A 15,652-nucleotide genomic window follows, 5' to 3' on the forward strand; every position below is an offset into this window, starting at 1 on the left:
CAACGACCGGGAGGCCCTGGACGTTCGCCGGTGCCCATGAACGCCGGCCAGCTGGCGTTGCTGGTGGAGCAGGGCATCGAGCTGGTGGGGACAGGGGACCGCGCGGACCTGCGGAAACGCCTGGACCAGACCCTGCGCCGGCTGAAGGATCCGAGTATCCGCGTGATCGTGGTGGGGGAATTCAAGCAAGGAAAAAGCAAACTTATCAACGCCCTGGTGAACGCCCCGGTGTGCCCTGTCGACGACGACATCGCCACCTCGGTGCCCACCGTGGTCCGCCACGGGGAACCCGCGTCCGCCGCCATCCTGCTGCCCAAAGCCGGCACAGAGCCCGGCGACGACGCCGCACTGGAGCGGCAGCCCATCAACATAGTGGACCTGGCGGCTTACGTTTCCGAGCGGGGCAACCCCGGAAACGTCAAGAAGCTGGTAGCGGCCGAAGTTTTCCTGCCCCGCAAGGTCCTGGGCGGCGGGCTGACGGTCATCGATTCGCCCGGTGTGGGGGGACTGGGCTCCTCGCACACATTGACCACCCTCACAGCCTTGCCCACAGCGGACGCCATGCTGCTGGTTTCAGATGCCTCGCAGGAATACACCGAGCCCGAAATGCGGTTCCTGCGCCAGGCCATGCGGATCACGCCGAGCGTTGCGGGCATCCTGTCCAAAACGGACCTGTATCCGGACTGGCGGCGTGTGGAGGCCATGGACCGTGCCCAGCTCGCGCAGGTGGCGCCGGACATCCCGCTGTTCGCGGTTTCCTCGGATCTCCGGCTGGAGGCTGCACGCCTGCAGGACAGCGAACTCAACGCCGAGTCGGGTTTCCCCGTGCTGATCGGCCACCTCCGGAATGAAATTGCGGGCAAGGCGGAACGGCTGCAACGGCGCTCCGTCAGCCAGGACCTGCTCTCCGTGACTGAGAACCTGCGCCTGTCCCTGCGGTCCGAGCTGGGAGCGCTTGAGGATCCTGAGGGGACGCCGCGGATGATTGCAGGGCTGGAGGAGGCGAAGTCACAGGCCGATGAGCTGCGCAAACGTTCCGCCCGGTGGCAGATTACGCTCAACGACGGCATCGGCGACCTGATCGCGGACATGGAGTACGACCTCCGGGACCGCCTGCGGCGGATCCAGCGCGAAGCCGAGGCCGCTATTGACCAGGGCGATCCCGGCCCCACCTGGACCCAGTTTTCCGCGTGGCTCGAGGAGTGCGCCGCCGCCGCGATCTCGGACACGTTTGTGTGGACCAGCGAACGCGCGCAGTGGCTGGCCGCACAAGTGGCGGAGCATTTTTCAGAGGACGAAGTGGCCCTGCCGGTGCTCCACATCTCGGACACCGACGACGCGTTGGACCCGGTGGACAACATGCCAAGGCTCGACGACGGGCACATCAACCCCCTGCAGAAGGTCCTGATCGGCATGCGCGGATCCTACGGCGGCGTGCTGATGTTCGGGCTCCTGACCGGGATTTTCGGCATGGCCCTGATCAATCCCCTGTCAGTGGGCGCGGGCCTGCTGCTGGGCCGCAAGGCGTACCGCGAGGACAAGGAAGCACGGCTGAAGCGCCGGCAGGCCGAAGCCAAGGCGCTGGTCCGCCGGCAGCTGGACGATGTCACCTTCCAGGTGGGCAAGCAGCTCAAGGACCGGCTCCGGCTGGTGCAGCGTTCAACCCGGGACCACTTCACGGAAATCGCGGACGAACACCATCGCTCCCTGGCGGATTCGGTGGCGGCGGCCCAGAAGGCAGCCACCACGTACACGCTGGAAAAGGACATCCGCATCCGCGAGATCAAGGCCGAGCTCAAGAAGGTGGACGCCCTGCACCATGCCGCCGGCCTGGTGGCCGCCGAAGTGGCCCAATCCCCGGGGCCGCAGGCCGCGCAGTCTCCGGCCGGGCGCGGCACGGCGATGGGAAACCCGGCGATGGGAAACCCGGCGTCGGGAAGCCCGGCGTCGGGAAGTCCGACGTCGGGAAGTCCGACGACGGGCAGCCAGCAGGTGGGCACGGCGCCGGTGGTTGCGGCGGGCAGATGAAGGAGTCCATCAGCGCGGGAGTGGCGGACCTGATCCAGGACGCCCTGCTCGTGTATGCGGACGACCCCGCTGCGGCTGCGGCATTGGAGACTTATGCCCGGCGGCTGTCCGAGCCCCTCAGGCTCGCTGTGGCAGGCATGGTCAAGGCGGGAAAATCCACGCTGCTGAACGCCATCATCGGGGAGGAGATCGCCCCGACCGACACCGGGGAATGCACAAAGATTGTGACCTGGTACCGCTACGGGCACACGCCGCGGATCACGGCCTACCCCATTGCCGGTGAACCGCATATCCTGCCGCTGAAGCGCGTGGACGGCCGCCTGGTGTTTGTCCTGGGCAACGCCCGCGCCGAGGACATGGAACGGCTGGTGGTGGAGTGGCCCTCGCCGGCCCTGCGCGAGCTCACCCTGATAGACACCCCGGGAATTGCCTCGTTGTCCGAAGACGTCTCTGCCCGGTCCACCGATTTCCTCATCCCCGTGGACGCGCCCTCCGAGGCTGATGCCATCATCTACCTCATGCGCCACATGCACGCCTCGGACCTGCGGTTCCTCGAATCCTTCAGGGATACCGAGGCGGGTAGGTCGGGAACCGTGAACGCCCTTGCCGTGCTGTCCCGTGCCGACGAGATCGGTGCGGGCCGCATTGATTCGCTGCTCTCCGCGGGTGACATCGCTGACCGGTACCGCCGGGACCACAGCCTGCGGAAGCTGGCGTTGGGGGTGGTCCCGGTGGCCGGGCTGCTCGCGCAAAGCGCACGCAGCATGCGCCAGTCGGACTTCGAGTCCATGCAGGTCCTGGCCGGCATGGACCGATCGGCCCGGGAGCGGATGCTGCTCTCGGCGGACAGGTTCATCAGGGCCAGTGTCCCGCAAAGCCTGGGCGCCGAAGCCCGGGCTTCCCTTCTTGAGCGGTTCGGGCTGTTTGGGATACGGCTGGGCGTAGTGCTGATTCGGAGTGGCTTCACGGAACCCACGCCACTGGCGCATGAACTGGCCCGGCGCAGCGGGCTGGACCCGTTGCTGCACCTTGTGGCCCGGCAGTTCCAGGCCCGCGGGGATGCCCTCAAAGCCCGTACTGCCTTGGTGGGAGTGGAAAGCTTGCTGCGCAGCGCGCCCAGGGAGGGGACCGGCCGCCTGGCCGCAGCCTTGGAACGCCTTCAGGCCAACGCCCATGAGTTCCGTGAGCTCCGCCTGCTCGCCACGATCCGTACCACGGGGGTATCCCTCAGTGATGAACTGGCGGCGGAGGCTGAAATGCTGGTCGGCGGCTGGGGTGCGGCGCCCGCCCTGAGGATGGGGCTGGCTCCGGATGCCGGACCGGACGTAGTCCTGGCCGAAGCCCGCCGCTTCCTAAACCGGTGGCGGACGGTATCGGAAAACCCGCTGACGGAGCGCTCAGCCGTGGAGGCCTGCCGCGTGGTGATGCGCAGCTGTGAGGGCGTTGTGGCTGAATGCTCGGCCCTGCAGCTCCACCCGCAGTCCGCCTGAGGTCAGCCCTTATTGCCGCGTTCGCGCCGGCCTGACCTGCGCCGACTGGATCCGCGCTGCCTTGAGCCACCCGCCCGCCGACGGCACAAAAACCGCCACCAGGCCGAGGAACGCAAGGAGTAGCTGGGCTCCCCAGAGCATCACAACGTAACTGCCGGCGTCGCCCTCGGGGACGAGGAAAGCCGCGGCCACCACCATGACCATTACCTGCCCGGCCAGCAGCGGGATCATCAGCCAGCGGGACCAGCCGCGGCGCGCTGAGAAAATAGCCAGCGCCGCCGCTTCGAGCAGGATCACCAGCAGCAGGGCGCCCAGGCTACCCCAGAAAACAATGGCCGCGGACGTGGTCACAGCGTCAGGTCCGCCGCCGGGGGACATCTGGTCCACCACAGTGCGGAGCCGCTCCAGGTGTGAGTCGAGGGTGAGGAAGGAACCGATGAGTACGGCGAGGCCGGCAACGAAGCTGAGCAGCCAAAAGGTCCGCGCCAGGCGGACGCTCCGCGGTGCCGGCGGAATGACAACGATGGGCGCCGGCGCGGAGTAGGACAGCCCGGGCCGTGGCGGCGGCAGAGGGGGCGTGGCAGCCCCGGCGGGTGCAACTGGCTGTTGGGATTCTCCGTCGGGGTGCTGGGCCATGTTTCTGCTACTTTACGTCGCCGGTATCGTGGGTGTCCGCGTCTCCCGTGCTGGCATCGCCGGCTTCCTCGTGGCCGATCCCACCCTTGCCCCGCGTACCGTCGTTGTCCTGTCCGGTGCCAGCGGGACCGCCGTCGGCCTTGGCCTTCGCCTCGAGGTCATCCTGGAGCTTCTTGAGGCGGGCGGCTTCGGCCTGGTTCCGGCGGCGCCTCTCCAGGTTGCGGAGGAAATCGGGATCATCATCCGGCGCCGTGGGGTGGCTGCGTGGTTGGCGGACCGGGGCTGAGTCACGCGGACGGCCGATCAGTAGCCACAGGATGGCGCCGAGCACCGGCAGGACAATCATCACAACGATCCAGGCCGGCTTGGAGATCCCGCGGGTGAGGCGGCCGTCAGTGCGGATCACGTCCACCAGGCCATACACAAAGATGACGAGAACGGCGACGGCGAGAACCACACGGAAGAGCATGCCATTAAGTCTATCGTCCGCAGGCCGGGGGCGTTCAGGCAGGGCAGCTAAACTTGTACCGTGGCTTTTCTGAAATACTCCCTGATCCGGCTGGCGCTGTTTGCGCCGCTCTTTGTGCTCTTTATGTTCCTGAAGCTGGGGGCGGTGCTGTCAGTCATCTGCGCAGCGCTGATCGCGTTTGCGGTCAGCTACCTTTTCTTCCAGAAACAGCGCGACGCCGCCGCTGCTGCCATTCACGGACGGCTCTCCGGCAAGGCCAAGCCGCTGCGCAGTGAAAGCGAGGTGGCCGACGCCGAAGCCGAGGACAGCCTCCTGGACGCCAACCCGGATGTCACCATCCGGAACAGCGGCCCGAAGGCACCCGAAACGAAGGCCCCCGAAACCGGAACACCGGCCCCGAAGACGCCCGAGTCCTAGAGCCCGAGTCCTGGACCCCGCCCCGATTCGGCCTAGAATCCGTGGCTGAGCACCAGTCCCAGTGAGAACAGCAGGCTGTAGCCGAGGTTGATCAGGCCGGTCTGCTGCAGCACGGGAATGAGGCTTTTGCGCTTGCGGCCGTTGATCATCAGCCAGGCGGGCATCAGGCAGGCCGGGATCAGCAGCAGCACGATCAGCATCCACGGCCGCCCGGGAGCCAGGATGACCACCAGCAGGATGGCCACGGCCAGCATCAGCACGTAGCTTTCGCGGGCGTGTTTGTCGCCCAGGCGCACGGCCAGGGTCTTTTTGCCGGCCTGGATGTCGGTGGGGATGTCGCGGACGTTGTTGGCCATCAGCAGGGCGCAGGCAATGAGACCGGTGCCGATCGCGCCGATAACGGCCGGCAGGTTGACCTGGCCGGCCTGCGTGTAGGTGGTGCCGAGCGTTGCCACCAGGCCGAAGAAGACAAACACAAAAACGTCGCCCAGGCCCATGTAGCCGTACGGGTTCTTGCCGCCGGTGTAGCCCCAGGCGGCCATGACGCAGCCGACCCCCACCAGGATCAGCCACCAGCTCTGGGTGATCAACACCAGCGCCAGGCCGAACAGCATGGCCACGGCAAAGGCCCCGAACGCTGCATATTTGACGTGTTCCGGCTGGGCGGCGCCGGAACCCACCAGCCGCAGCGGTCCCACGCGGTCCTCGTCGGTGCCGCGGACGCCGTCGGAATAATCGTTGGCGTAGTTCACGCCGATCTGCAGCAGCAGCGCCACCAGGGCGGCCAGCACGGCATTAACGGGGCGGAACGAATCCAGCTCGTAGGCCGCGGCGGTGCCGATCAGTACCGGGGCGATGGCGGCCGGCAAAGTGCGGAGGCGGGCGCCTTGGATCCATTGTGCGGCTGTGGCCACGGTCAGTACCTCGTGTTGGGTCGGGAGAACGGCGAAACGGTGGTGGCGGCCGCGAACGGGCCGCCGGTGCAGTTCTACTCTACTTTCCCTGATGCAGCGCGTTGAGCCGGTCGATCATCGCCAGGCGGTCCGGCTTGCCGTTCGGAAGCATCAGCAGTTCCGGGGCAGCCAGCACGGTTTTCGGCGCCAGGAGGCCCAGCCGCCGGTGCCATTCCTCCTTGAGTACGACGGCGTGATCCCCGGCGGGCGTGCCGGCCGCACCTGAGTCCGCGGTGGCGCCAGAGGCAGCGGCGTCGAGCGCAATAAAAGCGGCCACGGCCTGGCCCCATTCCGTTGACGGGACGCCGGCCACAAAAGCCGCCGCGACGCCGTCGGACTTTTCCAGCACTTCCTGCACATGCGCGGCGGAGACCTTGACGCCGCCGGTGATGATGACGTCGTCGGCGCGGCCCAGCACGGTGAGCCGGCCGTCCGCGTCCAGCGTGCCGAGGTCATTGGTGCGGTACCAGCGGACGCCGTCCTCCTCGAAAAACGTGTCCGTCGCTTCGGGCGCATCCACATACCCGGCGGCCACGGTGTCGCCGCCCAGCAGGATACGGCCGTCGTCGGCCACCCGGACCTGGACACCTTCCAGCGGCACGCCGTCGTACACGCAGCCGCCGCAGGTTTCCGCGGACCCGTACGTGGTGACCACCCTGACGCCGGCCTCGCGGGCGGCGTCCAGCAGCCCGGCCGACGCCGGTGCGCCGCCCAGCAGGATGCCGTTGAACCGCCGCAGGACGGCCAGGGTCTCCGGCGACGGCGCCTCCAGGAGGCGTTGGAGCTGTGTGGGGACCAGCGAGGTGAAGCGGAACTTGTCGGTCAGCTCCAGGGCGGCGGCCGTGAACGCCTCGGGGGTGAAACCGCCGGACATGTCCATCACCCACGGGCGCGTGCCGGCGAATAGTGACCGCACCAGGACCTGCACGCCTGCCACGTACTGCACGGGAAGGGCCAGGAGCCACTGGCCCTCGCCCTTGAGCGCCAGGGCGGTGGCCATGGATGAGGCCGCCAGCGCCTCGACGGTCAGGATGGTGGCCTTCGGCGCGCCCGTGGAGCCGGACGTGCGGACCACCGCCACGGCGTCATCGCAGCCGGGCGTCTCGGTGTGTCCCACCACCAGTTCGCCGTTGGGGCCCGCGGAAAGTTCGACGGCGGGTCCCTCGCCGTGGAGGGCGGCGGCCAGGGCTTTGAGCACCGGGTCGATGTCCGTGGGACCGATGGTCTGGGTTCCGAGATTCATGTGCCGTCCTGCCTTTGAAGTCAGCCGGGGCCTGGGGCCGGCCGGCTTGAAAGTTTGTGCCTAGACGTGGCGCCTAGAAGTAGTGCGGGAAGCGGGACCAGTCCGGGTCGCGTTTCTCCAGGAAGGCTTCCTTACCTTCCACCGCCTCGTCCGTCATGTAGGCCAGGCGGGTGGCTTCGCCGGCGAAGACCTGCTGGCCGGCCAGACCGTCGTCGGCAAGGTTGAAGGCGAATTTCAGCATCCGGATGGCCTGGGGTGACTGCCGGGCGATGTCCGCGGCGTATTCCAGGGCCACCTCTTCGAGGCGCTCGTGGTCCACGGCCTCGTTGACGGCGCCCATGCGTACCATGTCGTCCGCGGAGTACTCGCGGGCCAGGAAGAAGATCTCGCGGGCGGACTTCTGGCCGATCTGGCGGGCCAGCAGCGCCGAGCCGTACCCGGCGTCGAAACTTCCCACCGTGGCGTCCGTCTGCTTGAACTTGCCGTACTGGCGGGAGGCGATGGTGAGGTCCGAGACCACGTGCAGGGAGTGCCCGCCGCCGGCAGCCCAGCCGTTCACGACGGCGATGACCACCTTGGGCATGGTCCGCATGAGCCGCTGGACCTCGAGGATGTGGAGGCGCCCGGCGCGGGCGGGGTCGATGGTTTCCTGGGTCTCGCCGTCGGCATAGCGGTAGCCGTCGCGGCCGCGGATGCGCTGGTCCCCGCCGGAGCAGAAGCTGTGGCCGCCGTCCTTGGGGGAAGGGCCGTTGCCGGTGAGCAGGACCGTAGCGACGTCCGGGGTCATGCGGGCGTGGTCCATGGCGCGGTAGAGCTCGTCCACCGTGCCGGGGCGGAAGGCGTTGCGGACTTCCGGGCGGTTGAACGCGATGCGGACGGTGGGCAGGTCCCTGGTTATCGTGCCGTCGGCGTCCCGCTCCACCTGCCGGTGGTACGTCATGTCCTGGAAGTCGTCGAAACCGGACACGGTGCGCCAGCGGGTGGGGTCAAAGACGTCGGACACCTTGGCGGGAATTTGGTTGCTCACCGGACAAGTCTAGTAATCGGGTCAGCTGATGCAGAACTCGTTGCCCTCGGGGTAGGGTACGCGGCCCCTCACCGCAACGCGGGGTCACTTCGCGCCCAATATACGGGCCCGGATGGGCGTTAAGTGACCCCGCGTTGGTTGGGTCAGGGCTGGACCTGCTGCAACTGCTCGAATAGCTCGGGCGGGATGGCGTAGATGAAGATGACCGCCAGCAGGTTCTTCGCCGCGTGCACAAAGTAGGAGAACATCAGGTTCTTCCCGGTCCACACGTAGACAAACACCAGCGTGCCGCCCATGGCCAGATAGGGGAGCAACGCACTGAGCGTTATGGCTTCCTGGCCTGCGATATGGATGCCGGCAAAGAGGACCACAGAGAGGGCACAGCACAGCCAGATGTTGAGCCGGCGGCTGAGCTTACCGATCAGCAGGTGCCGGAAGATGTACTCCTCCACAAACGGGCCCACCACCACCAGGACCGGCACCATCAGCCAGGCAGGGACCTGTTGCATGAGCGCCTGCAGTCCGGCTTGGTTTGCCGACGTCTCCACTCCGCCGCCGGCCGACACCACCACGGCCGTGAGGATCATCATGGCCACCACCGCCGCGGGCACCATCAGCAGCGTGAACCACGGACGGGTGGCCAGCACGCGCAGGTCCCGGGCCACCACCCGGCGGGCGGCGGCCAGCGCCAGGATCCCGATCGAGCCGTAGAAGATGAGGTTCACGGCGTACGACGCCGCGGCCGGGCTGGGGGCAAGCTGGCTTATAAACGGGACCAGCAGTTCCCCGGCCACGGCGAAGAGCCCGGCCGCGGCCACATAGAGGCCGACGGCGGTGAAATCAAGGGCGGAAAACCGGTAAAGCTCGGGCTGCGGCGCGGGTGGTTTCCGGTGTGTGATGGCCATGTCTTCAGCCTAGCTCCCCCTTTCCCACCCGTTGAGCTATCACTTTTGGTCCCCAAGCCGGGGGCAAAGCGACCAAAAGTGATAGAGCAACGGGCTGGTGCGGGTGGGCGTCACATTGCGGGGCCAGATCGGCGTCGCGTAGAATGTTCGGTATGCCTAAATTTTTGTTTCGGCGCGCCAAAGTCGCCGCCCGAACCCTCGCCCGGGGAACGGCGGCGTTCCGCGCTGCCGGCGCCGCCGCCGTCGTCCTTCTGTCCCTCTCCCTTACCGCGTGCGGGGGTGCGGCGTCAGGCAACAGTGACAGTGACAAGCCCGTGGTCCTGACCACCTTCACGGTGCTGGCCGACGTCGCCCGGAACGTTGCGGGGGACAAGCTCACGGTGGAGTCCATCACCAAGGCAGGCGCCGAAATCCACGGCTACGAACCCACCCCCGGCGACATCCGCAAGGCAGCCAAGGCGGACCTCATCTTGGACAACGGACTGAACCTCGAGGCCTGGTTTGGGCAGTTCGTGGAGGGCCTGGACGTGCCGCACGCCGTGGTCAGTGACGGTGTGGAGGTCATGTCCATCAGCGAGGACTCCTACCAGGGCAAACCGAACCCGCATGCGTGGATGTCACCCGTGAACGTGCAGATCTATGTGGACAACATGGTGACGGCGTTCAGCAAGCTTGACCCGGAGAACGCCGCGGTATTCCAAGCCAACGGTGACGCGTATAAGGCCGAACTGCAGGGTGTGCAGGACGAGATGAAGGCAAGCCTCGCCGGCCTCCCGGAGAACCAGCGCGCCCTGGTGACCTGCGAAGGCGCCTTCTCCTACCTTGCCCGCGATGCAGGGCTCAAAGAGGTCTACATCTGGGCGGTCAACGCCGAACAGCAGGCCACGCCGCAGCAGATCACCCGGGCCATCGAGTACGTCAAGGCCAACCAGGTTCCCGCGGTGTTCTGTGAATCCACGGTGTCCGATGCCCCCATGCAGCAGGTGGTGGGCGCCACCGGAGCGAAGTTCGGCGGCACCCTTTACGTGGATTCGCTGTCCGAAGCCGACGGTCCCGTACCCACTTACCTGGACCTGATCAGGCACGACGCCGATGTCATCACCAAGGCCCTGGCCGGCACTTCCACCGGGGCCCCAGCAGGGGCGAAGTAATGAGTTCCCCGGCCATCCTCGTTGAAAACGTCACCGTCCACTACGGCGAGGTCCTGGCGCTCGATTCCGCCTCGCTCACCGTGGACGCCGCCCGGATCTGCGGCCTGATCGGCATGAACGGTTCCGGGAAATCCACACTGTTCAAGGTGATCATGGGAATGATCAAGCCCGACGCCGGCCGCGTGCTGATCGGCGGACAGCCACCCACCAGGGCGCGCAAGGAGGGTGGGATCGGCTACGTGCCGCAAAGCGAGGATGTGGACTGGCAGTTCCCGCTGTCCGTCCGCGATGTGGTGATGATGGGCCGCTATGGGCACCAGGGCTTCACCCGGCGCCCCTCCAAGGCGGACCGCGCCGCCGTCGATCTGGCGCTGGACCGTGTGGAACTGGGCGAGTACGCTGAGCGGCAGATCGGGCAGCTGTCCGGCGGGCAGAAGAAGCGTGCCTTTGTGGCCCGCGGCATCGCCCAGGGTGCCACCATGATGCTCCTGGACGAACCGTTCGCCGGCGTGGACAAGCGCTCCGAGGCCACCATCACCCGGCTGCTGCGCGAGCTCGCCTCCGACGGCTGCACCATCCTGATCTCCACCCACGACCTGCACGCGCTGCCCAACCTGTGCGACGAAGCCGTGCTGCTCATGCGCCGGGTCCTGATGCACGGCGCCCCGGAACTCGTGCTCCAGCCGGAGAACCTCGCCATGGCGTTCGGCCTGGATGTGCTGAACCGCGATGTCCCGGAACCTGCCCACCCCGCCACCACCGAGAGCAGGGGCTGACCCATGGACCTCCTCGACATCCTGCTCGAACCGCTGAGCTACGACTTTATGGTCCGCGCCATCGTCACCACCGCGCTCGCCGCCGTTGTCTGTGCTGTCCTCAGCTGCTGGCTGGTGCTGATCGGCTGGTCCCTGATGGGCGACGCCGTCTCCCACGCCGTGCTGCCCGGCGTTGTGTTGGCCTACATTGTTGGCGCCCCGTTTGCGCTCGGTGCGCTGGTGTTCGCGCTGATCGCGGTGACCCTGATCGGCGTCGTCCGCAACACCAGCCGCGTGAAGGAGGACGCCGCCATCGGCATTGTGTTCACCTCGCTGTTTGCCCTTGGCCTGGTGCTGATCTCGGTCACGCCCAGCCAGACGGACCTGAACCACATCATCTTCGGCAACCTCCTGGGCGTCAGCATCCCGGACCTGATCCAGGTGCTGGTGCTCGGCGTCGTCGCCTTCGTCATCCTGATCCTGAAGCGCCGCGACCTGACCCTCTACGCGTTCGACCCCACCCACGCCCACGCGATCGGGCTCTCCCCGAAACGGCTGGGGGCGCTGCTGATGGGGTTGCTGGCGCTGACGTCGGTGGTGGCGCTGCAGACCGTGGGTGTGGTGCTGGTGGTGGCCATGCTCATCATCCCCGGCGCCACGGCCTACCTGCTCACGGACCGCTTCAACCGGATGCTGGTCATCGCCCCGGTGATTTCAGCGGTGTGCTCCATCGCCGGCATCTACTTCAGCTACTACCTGGACACGGCTTCGGGCGCCATGGTGGTGCTCACGCAGGGTGTGGTGTTCGCCGCCGTCTACCTGTTCAGCCCCCGGCAGGGACTGATCGGCACCCGGCTGGCGAAGGCCCGCCGCAGGAAGGCCGCCGCGCTTCTGGTTGGCTAGGCCCGGGAGTCCACAGCAACGCGGGGTCACTTACTGCCCGATTCGAGGGGCAACATGGGCGTTAAGTGACCCCGCGTTGTTCCTTTGCTGAGGTCTTGCCTATGTGGGTCCGACCTGGTGTGGTCTGACCTGGTGTGGTTTACCGGGTGGGAACGGGGGAGCGCCGCACGGTGATGTCGCCGTAGGCGCTGCGGGCGCGGATCTCCACTTTGGCGTCCGTCTCGCTTGGCCCGGTGGTGGCATCGAGTCCGTTGCGGACGCGACCGTACTTGGTGCTGAGGTCCAGCCATGCGGCGCTGCCTTCGCGGACGCCGATGGCCAACGAACCCGCGGCGGTCTGGAGGGTGAGGGTTCCGCGGGCCACCTCGCCAACGGTGATGTCGCCGTTGGAGGCCTTGATGGTGGTGGAGTCGCCGGCGCGTTCCAGGGAGACGTCCCCGTTAGCGGCACTGACCTTGAGTTCACCGGCGGCATCCACGATGTACGTGCTGCCGTTGCCGTTCTTGACGCTGGCGGTCCCGTTGATTTCCCGGATCCGAATCTTGCCCGAGCCGGTCTTGATTTCCGCCCGCCCCGCGACGCGTTCCACGGTCACGTCGCCCATGCCCGTGTGGACCCGGAGTTCCGTGGAGTGGTCGAGGTGGACGTGGCCCATGTCCGTCTTCAGTTCCGCGGAGCTGAATTCGCCCTCGCAGCGGAGATCGCCCATTCCGGACTTCAACTCCAGGCTGCAGCCGATGGGCACTTCAACTGCGATGTCCACGGCGCCGCCGTCGCTGAACCAGGTGTGGCGGCGCTGCGGACGCAGCCTTACCTGCAGGCGTCCATCCGTATAGTCCACGGTGGTCTGCTCCGCCGCCTTGATGTCCAGGGCCCGGGTTGCTTCGCGGGGCCGGACGTTGACCACGGTGTCGGTGCGGTTGCCGGCGACAACAAGAATGTCGGCACGGACGGACACGTCCACCACGACGGCGATTGGTTGGGGGGTCTCGAAGGTTGTCATCAGCGTGCCCATCCTGTGAAGTTCTGCTCGCCGGGATCGCGGCGAATGGTGCGGTGCGTGGATTGGCTGCCGTTGAGGGCGTCCGCGACGGCCCGGATCAGCCAGGAGTTCACGGACAGGCCTTCAAGGCCGGCGGCCTCTTCAACCTGCTGCTTGAGGTGGTCCGGAAGGCGGAGCGTCGTGCGCGAGGTGCTGGCGCCGTCGAAGTCTTCCGGGGCCTGCCGGGCCGGCTGGCTGGACCGTTCCGTCACGGCTTCGAAGTCGCTGGCGGCGGGCGGGCTGGTGACCACAAACTCCGGATCGCGGCCCCGGAGCCGTACCTCCACCGACGCCGGGGCCAGCTCGAGGGTGATCTCGCTGGCGGCGTCGGAGAGGGCTTCGAGGAGGACGAGCCGGACGGTGGACTCAAGCGCGGCAGTGAGGCGTTCGCTGAGTTCCCGGGCCTCAGGGCCACCGGCTTCGGCGGCAACGCCCAGCTGATGCTGGACGGCGGATACGTATGGGTTGAGTTGCATGACACCATTCTGACGTCATATTGGTGTCACGTCAAGACCTTCTGGCGAATAATGGTGTCATCAGTGGTGTCCCGGCTTGACGCTGCGGCTTCCGGCGGGGAAGCTGGAGCGATGAAGTCCTGAGCAACAGCCCGGCAATGCCGGACTGTTCCCCCGAATCCAGGGCCGCCGTCGAGCAGCAGTTCCGGCGGCCACACTGCGGAATCTTGCGAGGACTTGTCTTGACTGAACACCTGAACCTTTCCGGCGTCTCCCACGGCTACGGCGACCGGCAATTGCTCGACGGAATCGGCCTGGTCATCACGGCCGGCGAGCATGTTGCCATCGTCGGTGAAAACGGTGCCGGCAAATCCACGCTGCTCCGGATCCTGGCCGGGCTGGAAGCGCCCGACGAAGGAACCGCGGTCAGTCACGGCCGCGCGGGCTACCTTGCCCAGACGCACGGTCTGCCCGAATCCTTCACCGTGGGAGCCGCCGTCGACGCTTCCCTGTCCTCGCTGCGCGCCCTCGAAGCCGAACTTGACCGGCTGGAGGCCGGCCTCGCCGATGCCGAGGACGACGAGCTGGAAACCTACGGCCGGCTGCAGACCGAGTACCAGCTGCGCGAGGGCTACGCTGCGGAATCCCGTGTGGAGGCGGCGCTCGACCGGCTGGGCCTGGGCGGCCTGGACCGGAAGCGGACACTGGGATCGCTCTCCGGCGGCGAGCAGGAACGTGTGGCGCTGGCCTGCGTCCTGGCCGATCCGGCGGACATCCTGCTCCTGGACGAACCCACCAACCATCTCGATGCCCGCGGAACCGCCTGGCTGGAGGACCGGCTGGCCGCCCATCGCGGGACAGTGGTGGTGGTGTCCCACGACCGCGTGCTGCTCCGCAAGGTGGCCAGCACCGTGATTGAGGTTGATGCCGAGCGCCGTACCGTGACCCGCTACGGCAACGGCTACGACGGCTACCTCCGCGAGAAGGCCGCCGAACGCCAGCGCTGGGTCCAGCAGTACCACGAGTGGATCGACGCGATGGAGGCGGAGCAGCGGCAGGCGGACACCGTGACCGACAAGATGGGCTATGCCCGCAAGCGCGACAACGACAAGATGGGCTTCGACTTCAAGGCCGGCACCTGGCAGAAAGCGGCCACCAGCAAGGTCCGCAACGCGCAGGAACGGCTCCGCCGGCTGGAAGCCAGCCCCATTGACCGCCCGCCGGTGCCGCTGCGGCTTGCGGCGGAGCTGGCCGTGGAACCGGAGGCTCCTTCGGGTGCCTCCGTGGCCACCACCGCATCCGGGGACGACTCCCTCCTGGCGGCGTCGGCGGTCCTCGTGGCCCGCGGCGTCGCAGTTCCCGGCCGCCTGGGCGTCACTGATTTCGCGGCCGGCACGGGCGAGAAGATCCTCATCACCGGCCCGAACGGCGCCGGAAAATCCACCCTGCTCTCCGTGCTGGCGGGAACCCTGGAGCCCGCCGAAGGACTCGTTCACCGGCCTGCGCGGATCGGCTACCTGCAGCAGGAACTCGAACTGCCGCAACGGCCCACGCTCCGCCTGCTGCCGGCCTTCGCGGCGGGCCTCGGCGGCAACATTGACGAGCACGCCGAGGCACTCCTGCGCCTGGGGCTGTTCCGCACCAGCGAGTTCCACGTCCCGGTGGGTAGCCTGTCCGCGGGCCAGCAGCGCAGGCTTGCCTTGGCGCGGCTGCTGCTGGGCGGCTACGGCACACTGATTGTGGATGAACCCACTAACCACCTGGCGCCGGTCCTGGTGGAGCAGCTCGAAGAGGCGCTCGCCGGCTTCGCCGGGACCCTGGTCATGGTCAGCCACGACCGCGCCCTCCGGGACTGGTTTGCCCGTTGCGCGAAGAAGGGCGACACCTCGCGGACGGACGACGCCGGGCGCTGGATCCGGTACTCGATGGACAAGGGCGTGCTGGCTCCGGCCTGATGTAGTCGCAGGGCCCCCGGGCCGACGGAAATGCGTAACTATTAGCCTTCCCGCCGGCACGGACCCCTGGATTCCCGGCCTTCTTTGCTGTCGCAGCCGGCATAAGCCACGCAATTGCGTTGGCGGAGCCAGCGCGGCCCGCAAACGGTGAGATTTGCGCAAAGGAAAAGTTACGCACCGACCGGCCGGCGGAAACATCGGCGGCCGAAGATAGGCCTATGCC

15 protein-coding genes are annotated in these 15,652 nt (G+C 67.3%); 7 read left to right on the forward strand and 8 right to left on the reverse strand.

Annotated elements, in window-relative coordinates; all coding sequences use genetic code 11:
* The first annotated feature begins 36 nt into the window (after positions 1 to 36).
* Both AU252_RS14890 and AU252_RS14895 read left to right on the forward strand, forming a co-directional pair.
* Entirely contained in the window at positions 37 to 2,028 is a 1,992-nt protein-coding gene (locus AU252_RS14890; protein WP_099093401.1) for a dynamin family protein, read from the forward strand.
* Positions 2,025 to 3,518, forward strand: a complete 1,494-nt coding sequence (locus AU252_RS14895) for a dynamin family protein (protein WP_058931391.1) — start codon at positions 2,025 to 2,027, stop codon at positions 3,516 to 3,518. The genes AU252_RS14890 and AU252_RS14895 overlap by 4 nt, the downstream gene beginning before the upstream one ends.
* 9 nt (positions 3,519 to 3,527) lie before the next feature.
* Here AU252_RS14895 and AU252_RS14900 read toward each other — a convergent pair whose 3' ends face one another.
* Both AU252_RS14900 and AU252_RS14905 read right to left on the reverse strand, forming a co-directional pair.
* Positions 3,528 to 4,154 (reverse strand): DUF6264 family protein, encoded by a 627-nt coding sequence (locus AU252_RS14900; protein ID WP_240484194.1) that lies wholly within the window; start codon positions 4,152 to 4,154, stop codon positions 3,528 to 3,530.
* Positions 4,155 to 4,161: 7 nt separating this feature from the next.
* The gene (locus AU252_RS14905) at positions 4,162 to 4,623 is read right to left on the reverse strand and encodes a PLD nuclease N-terminal domain-containing protein (RefSeq protein ID WP_058931392.1); all 462 of its coding nucleotides are present in this window, start codon (positions 4,621 to 4,623) and stop codon (positions 4,162 to 4,164) included.
* A 60-nt stretch (positions 4,624 to 4,683) separates the two neighbouring features.
* On the opposite strand from AU252_RS14905, the gene AU252_RS14910 reads away from it, so the two are divergent.
* Positions 4,684 to 5,040, forward strand: a complete 357-nt coding sequence (locus tag AU252_RS14910) for a DUF4229 domain-containing protein (protein ID WP_058931393.1) — start codon at positions 4,684 to 4,686, stop codon at positions 5,038 to 5,040.
* Between the two features lie 32 nt (positions 5,041 to 5,072).
* Here AU252_RS14910 and AU252_RS14915 read toward each other — a convergent pair whose 3' ends face one another.
* From AU252_RS14915 to AU252_RS14930, 4 genes are all read right to left on the reverse strand, one after another.
* Positions 5,073 to 5,954, reverse strand: a complete 882-nt coding sequence (locus tag AU252_RS14915; protein WP_058931394.1) for a 1,4-dihydroxy-2-naphthoate polyprenyltransferase — start codon at positions 5,952 to 5,954, stop codon at positions 5,073 to 5,075.
* Between the two features lie 79 nt (positions 5,955 to 6,033).
* Positions 6,034 to 7,236, reverse strand: coding sequence for an AMP-binding protein (locus AU252_RS14920; RefSeq protein ID WP_058931395.1), 1,203 nt, complete (start codon positions 7,234 to 7,236; stop codon positions 6,034 to 6,036).
* 73 nt (positions 7,237 to 7,309) lie between these two features.
* The gene (locus AU252_RS14925) at positions 7,310 to 8,263 is read right to left on the reverse strand and encodes a 1,4-dihydroxy-2-naphthoyl-CoA synthase (RefSeq protein ID WP_058931396.1); all 954 of its coding nucleotides are present in this window, start codon (positions 8,261 to 8,263) and stop codon (positions 7,310 to 7,312) included.
* A gap of 143 nt (positions 8,264 to 8,406) precedes the next feature.
* Positions 8,407 to 9,168: a CPBP family intramembrane glutamic endopeptidase gene (locus AU252_RS14930; protein ID WP_058931397.1), complete on the reverse strand. Its 762-nt coding sequence runs from the start codon at positions 9,166 to 9,168 to the stop codon at positions 8,407 to 8,409.
* Positions 9,169 to 9,320: 152 nt separating this feature from the next.
* On the opposite strand from AU252_RS14930, the gene AU252_RS14935 reads away from it, so the two are divergent.
* The 3 genes from AU252_RS14935 to AU252_RS14945 are packed head-to-tail and all read left to right on the forward strand — an operon-like array spanning position 9,321 to position 11,977.
* Positions 9,321 to 10,319 (forward strand): metal ABC transporter substrate-binding protein, encoded by a 999-nt coding sequence (locus AU252_RS14935; protein ID WP_058931398.1) that lies wholly within the window; start codon positions 9,321 to 9,323, stop codon positions 10,317 to 10,319.
* Positions 10,319 to 11,095 (forward strand): metal ABC transporter ATP-binding protein, encoded by a 777-nt coding sequence (locus tag AU252_RS14940; RefSeq protein WP_058931399.1) that lies wholly within the window; start codon positions 10,319 to 10,321, stop codon positions 11,093 to 11,095. The genes AU252_RS14935 and AU252_RS14940 overlap by 1 nt, the downstream gene beginning before the upstream one ends.
* A 3-nt stretch (positions 11,096 to 11,098) precedes the next feature.
* Positions 11,099 to 11,977 carry a metal ABC transporter permease gene (locus AU252_RS14945; protein WP_058931400.1) on the forward strand — a complete coding sequence of 293 codons (879 nt, stop codon included), beginning with the start codon at positions 11,099 to 11,101 and terminating at the stop codon, positions 11,975 to 11,977.
* Positions 11,978 to 12,116: 139 nt separating this feature from the next.
* On the opposite strand, the gene AU252_RS14950 is transcribed toward AU252_RS14945, so the two are convergent.
* Positions 12,117 to 12,980, reverse strand: coding sequence for a DUF4097 family beta strand repeat-containing protein (locus AU252_RS14950; protein WP_058932979.1), 864 nt, complete (start codon positions 12,978 to 12,980; stop codon positions 12,117 to 12,119).
* Positions 12,980 to 13,495, reverse strand: a complete 516-nt coding sequence (locus tag AU252_RS14955; RefSeq protein WP_058931401.1) for a hypothetical protein — start codon at positions 13,493 to 13,495, stop codon at positions 12,980 to 12,982. The genes AU252_RS14950 and AU252_RS14955 overlap by 1 nt, the downstream gene beginning before the upstream one ends.
* 221 nt (positions 13,496 to 13,716) lie before the next feature.
* Between AU252_RS14955 and AU252_RS14960 the strand changes: the two genes are divergently transcribed.
* Positions 13,717 to 15,429: an ABC-F family ATP-binding cassette domain-containing protein gene (locus AU252_RS14960; protein ID WP_058931402.1), complete on the forward strand. Its 1,713-nt coding sequence runs from the start codon at positions 13,717 to 13,719 to the stop codon at positions 15,427 to 15,429.
* Positions 15,430 to 15,652 lie beyond the last annotated feature (223 nt).

Source organism: Pseudarthrobacter sulfonivorans (assembly GCF_001484605.1).
GTDB classification, from domain to species: Bacteria; Actinomycetota; Actinomycetes; order Actinomycetales; family Micrococcaceae; genus Arthrobacter; species Arthrobacter sulfonivorans_A.

Bases quoted from the DNA above. Each gene is read 5' to 3' on its own strand.
- AU252_RS14890 (WP_099093401.1), top strand. From the start codon at position 37: ATGAACGCCGGCCAGCTGGCGTTGCTGGTGGAGCAGGGCATCGAGCTG.
- AU252_RS14895 (WP_058931391.1), top strand. From the start codon at position 2,025: ATGAAGGAGTCCATCAGCGCGGGAGTGGCGGACCTGATCCAGGACGCC.
- AU252_RS14900 (WP_240484194.1), bottom strand. From the start codon at position 4,154: ATGGCCCAGCACCCCGACGGAGAATCCCAACAGCCAGTTGCACCCGCC.
- AU252_RS14905 (WP_058931392.1), bottom strand. From the start codon at position 4,623: ATGCTCTTCCGTGTGGTTCTCGCCGTCGCCGTTCTCGTCATCTTTGTG.
- AU252_RS14920 (WP_058931395.1), bottom strand. From the start codon at position 7,236: ATGAATCTCGGAACCCAGACCATCGGTCCCACGGACATCGACCCGGTG.
- AU252_RS14930 (WP_058931397.1), bottom strand. From the start codon at position 9,168: ATGGCCATCACACACCGGAAACCACCCGCGCCGCAGCCCGAGCTTTAC.
- AU252_RS14935 (WP_058931398.1), top strand. From the start codon at position 9,321: ATGCCTAAATTTTTGTTTCGGCGCGCCAAAGTCGCCGCCCGAACCCTC.
- AU252_RS14940 (WP_058931399.1), top strand. From the start codon at position 10,319: ATGAGTTCCCCGGCCATCCTCGTTGAAAACGTCACCGTCCACTACGGC.
- AU252_RS14945 (WP_058931400.1), top strand. From the start codon at position 11,099: ATGGACCTCCTCGACATCCTGCTCGAACCGCTGAGCTACGACTTTATG.
- AU252_RS14950 (WP_058932979.1), bottom strand. From the start codon at position 12,980: ATGACAACCTTCGAGACCCCCCAACCAATCGCCGTCGTGGTGGACGTG.
- AU252_RS14955 (WP_058931401.1), bottom strand. From the start codon at position 13,495: ATGCAACTCAACCCATACGTATCCGCCGTCCAGCATCAGCTGGGCGTT.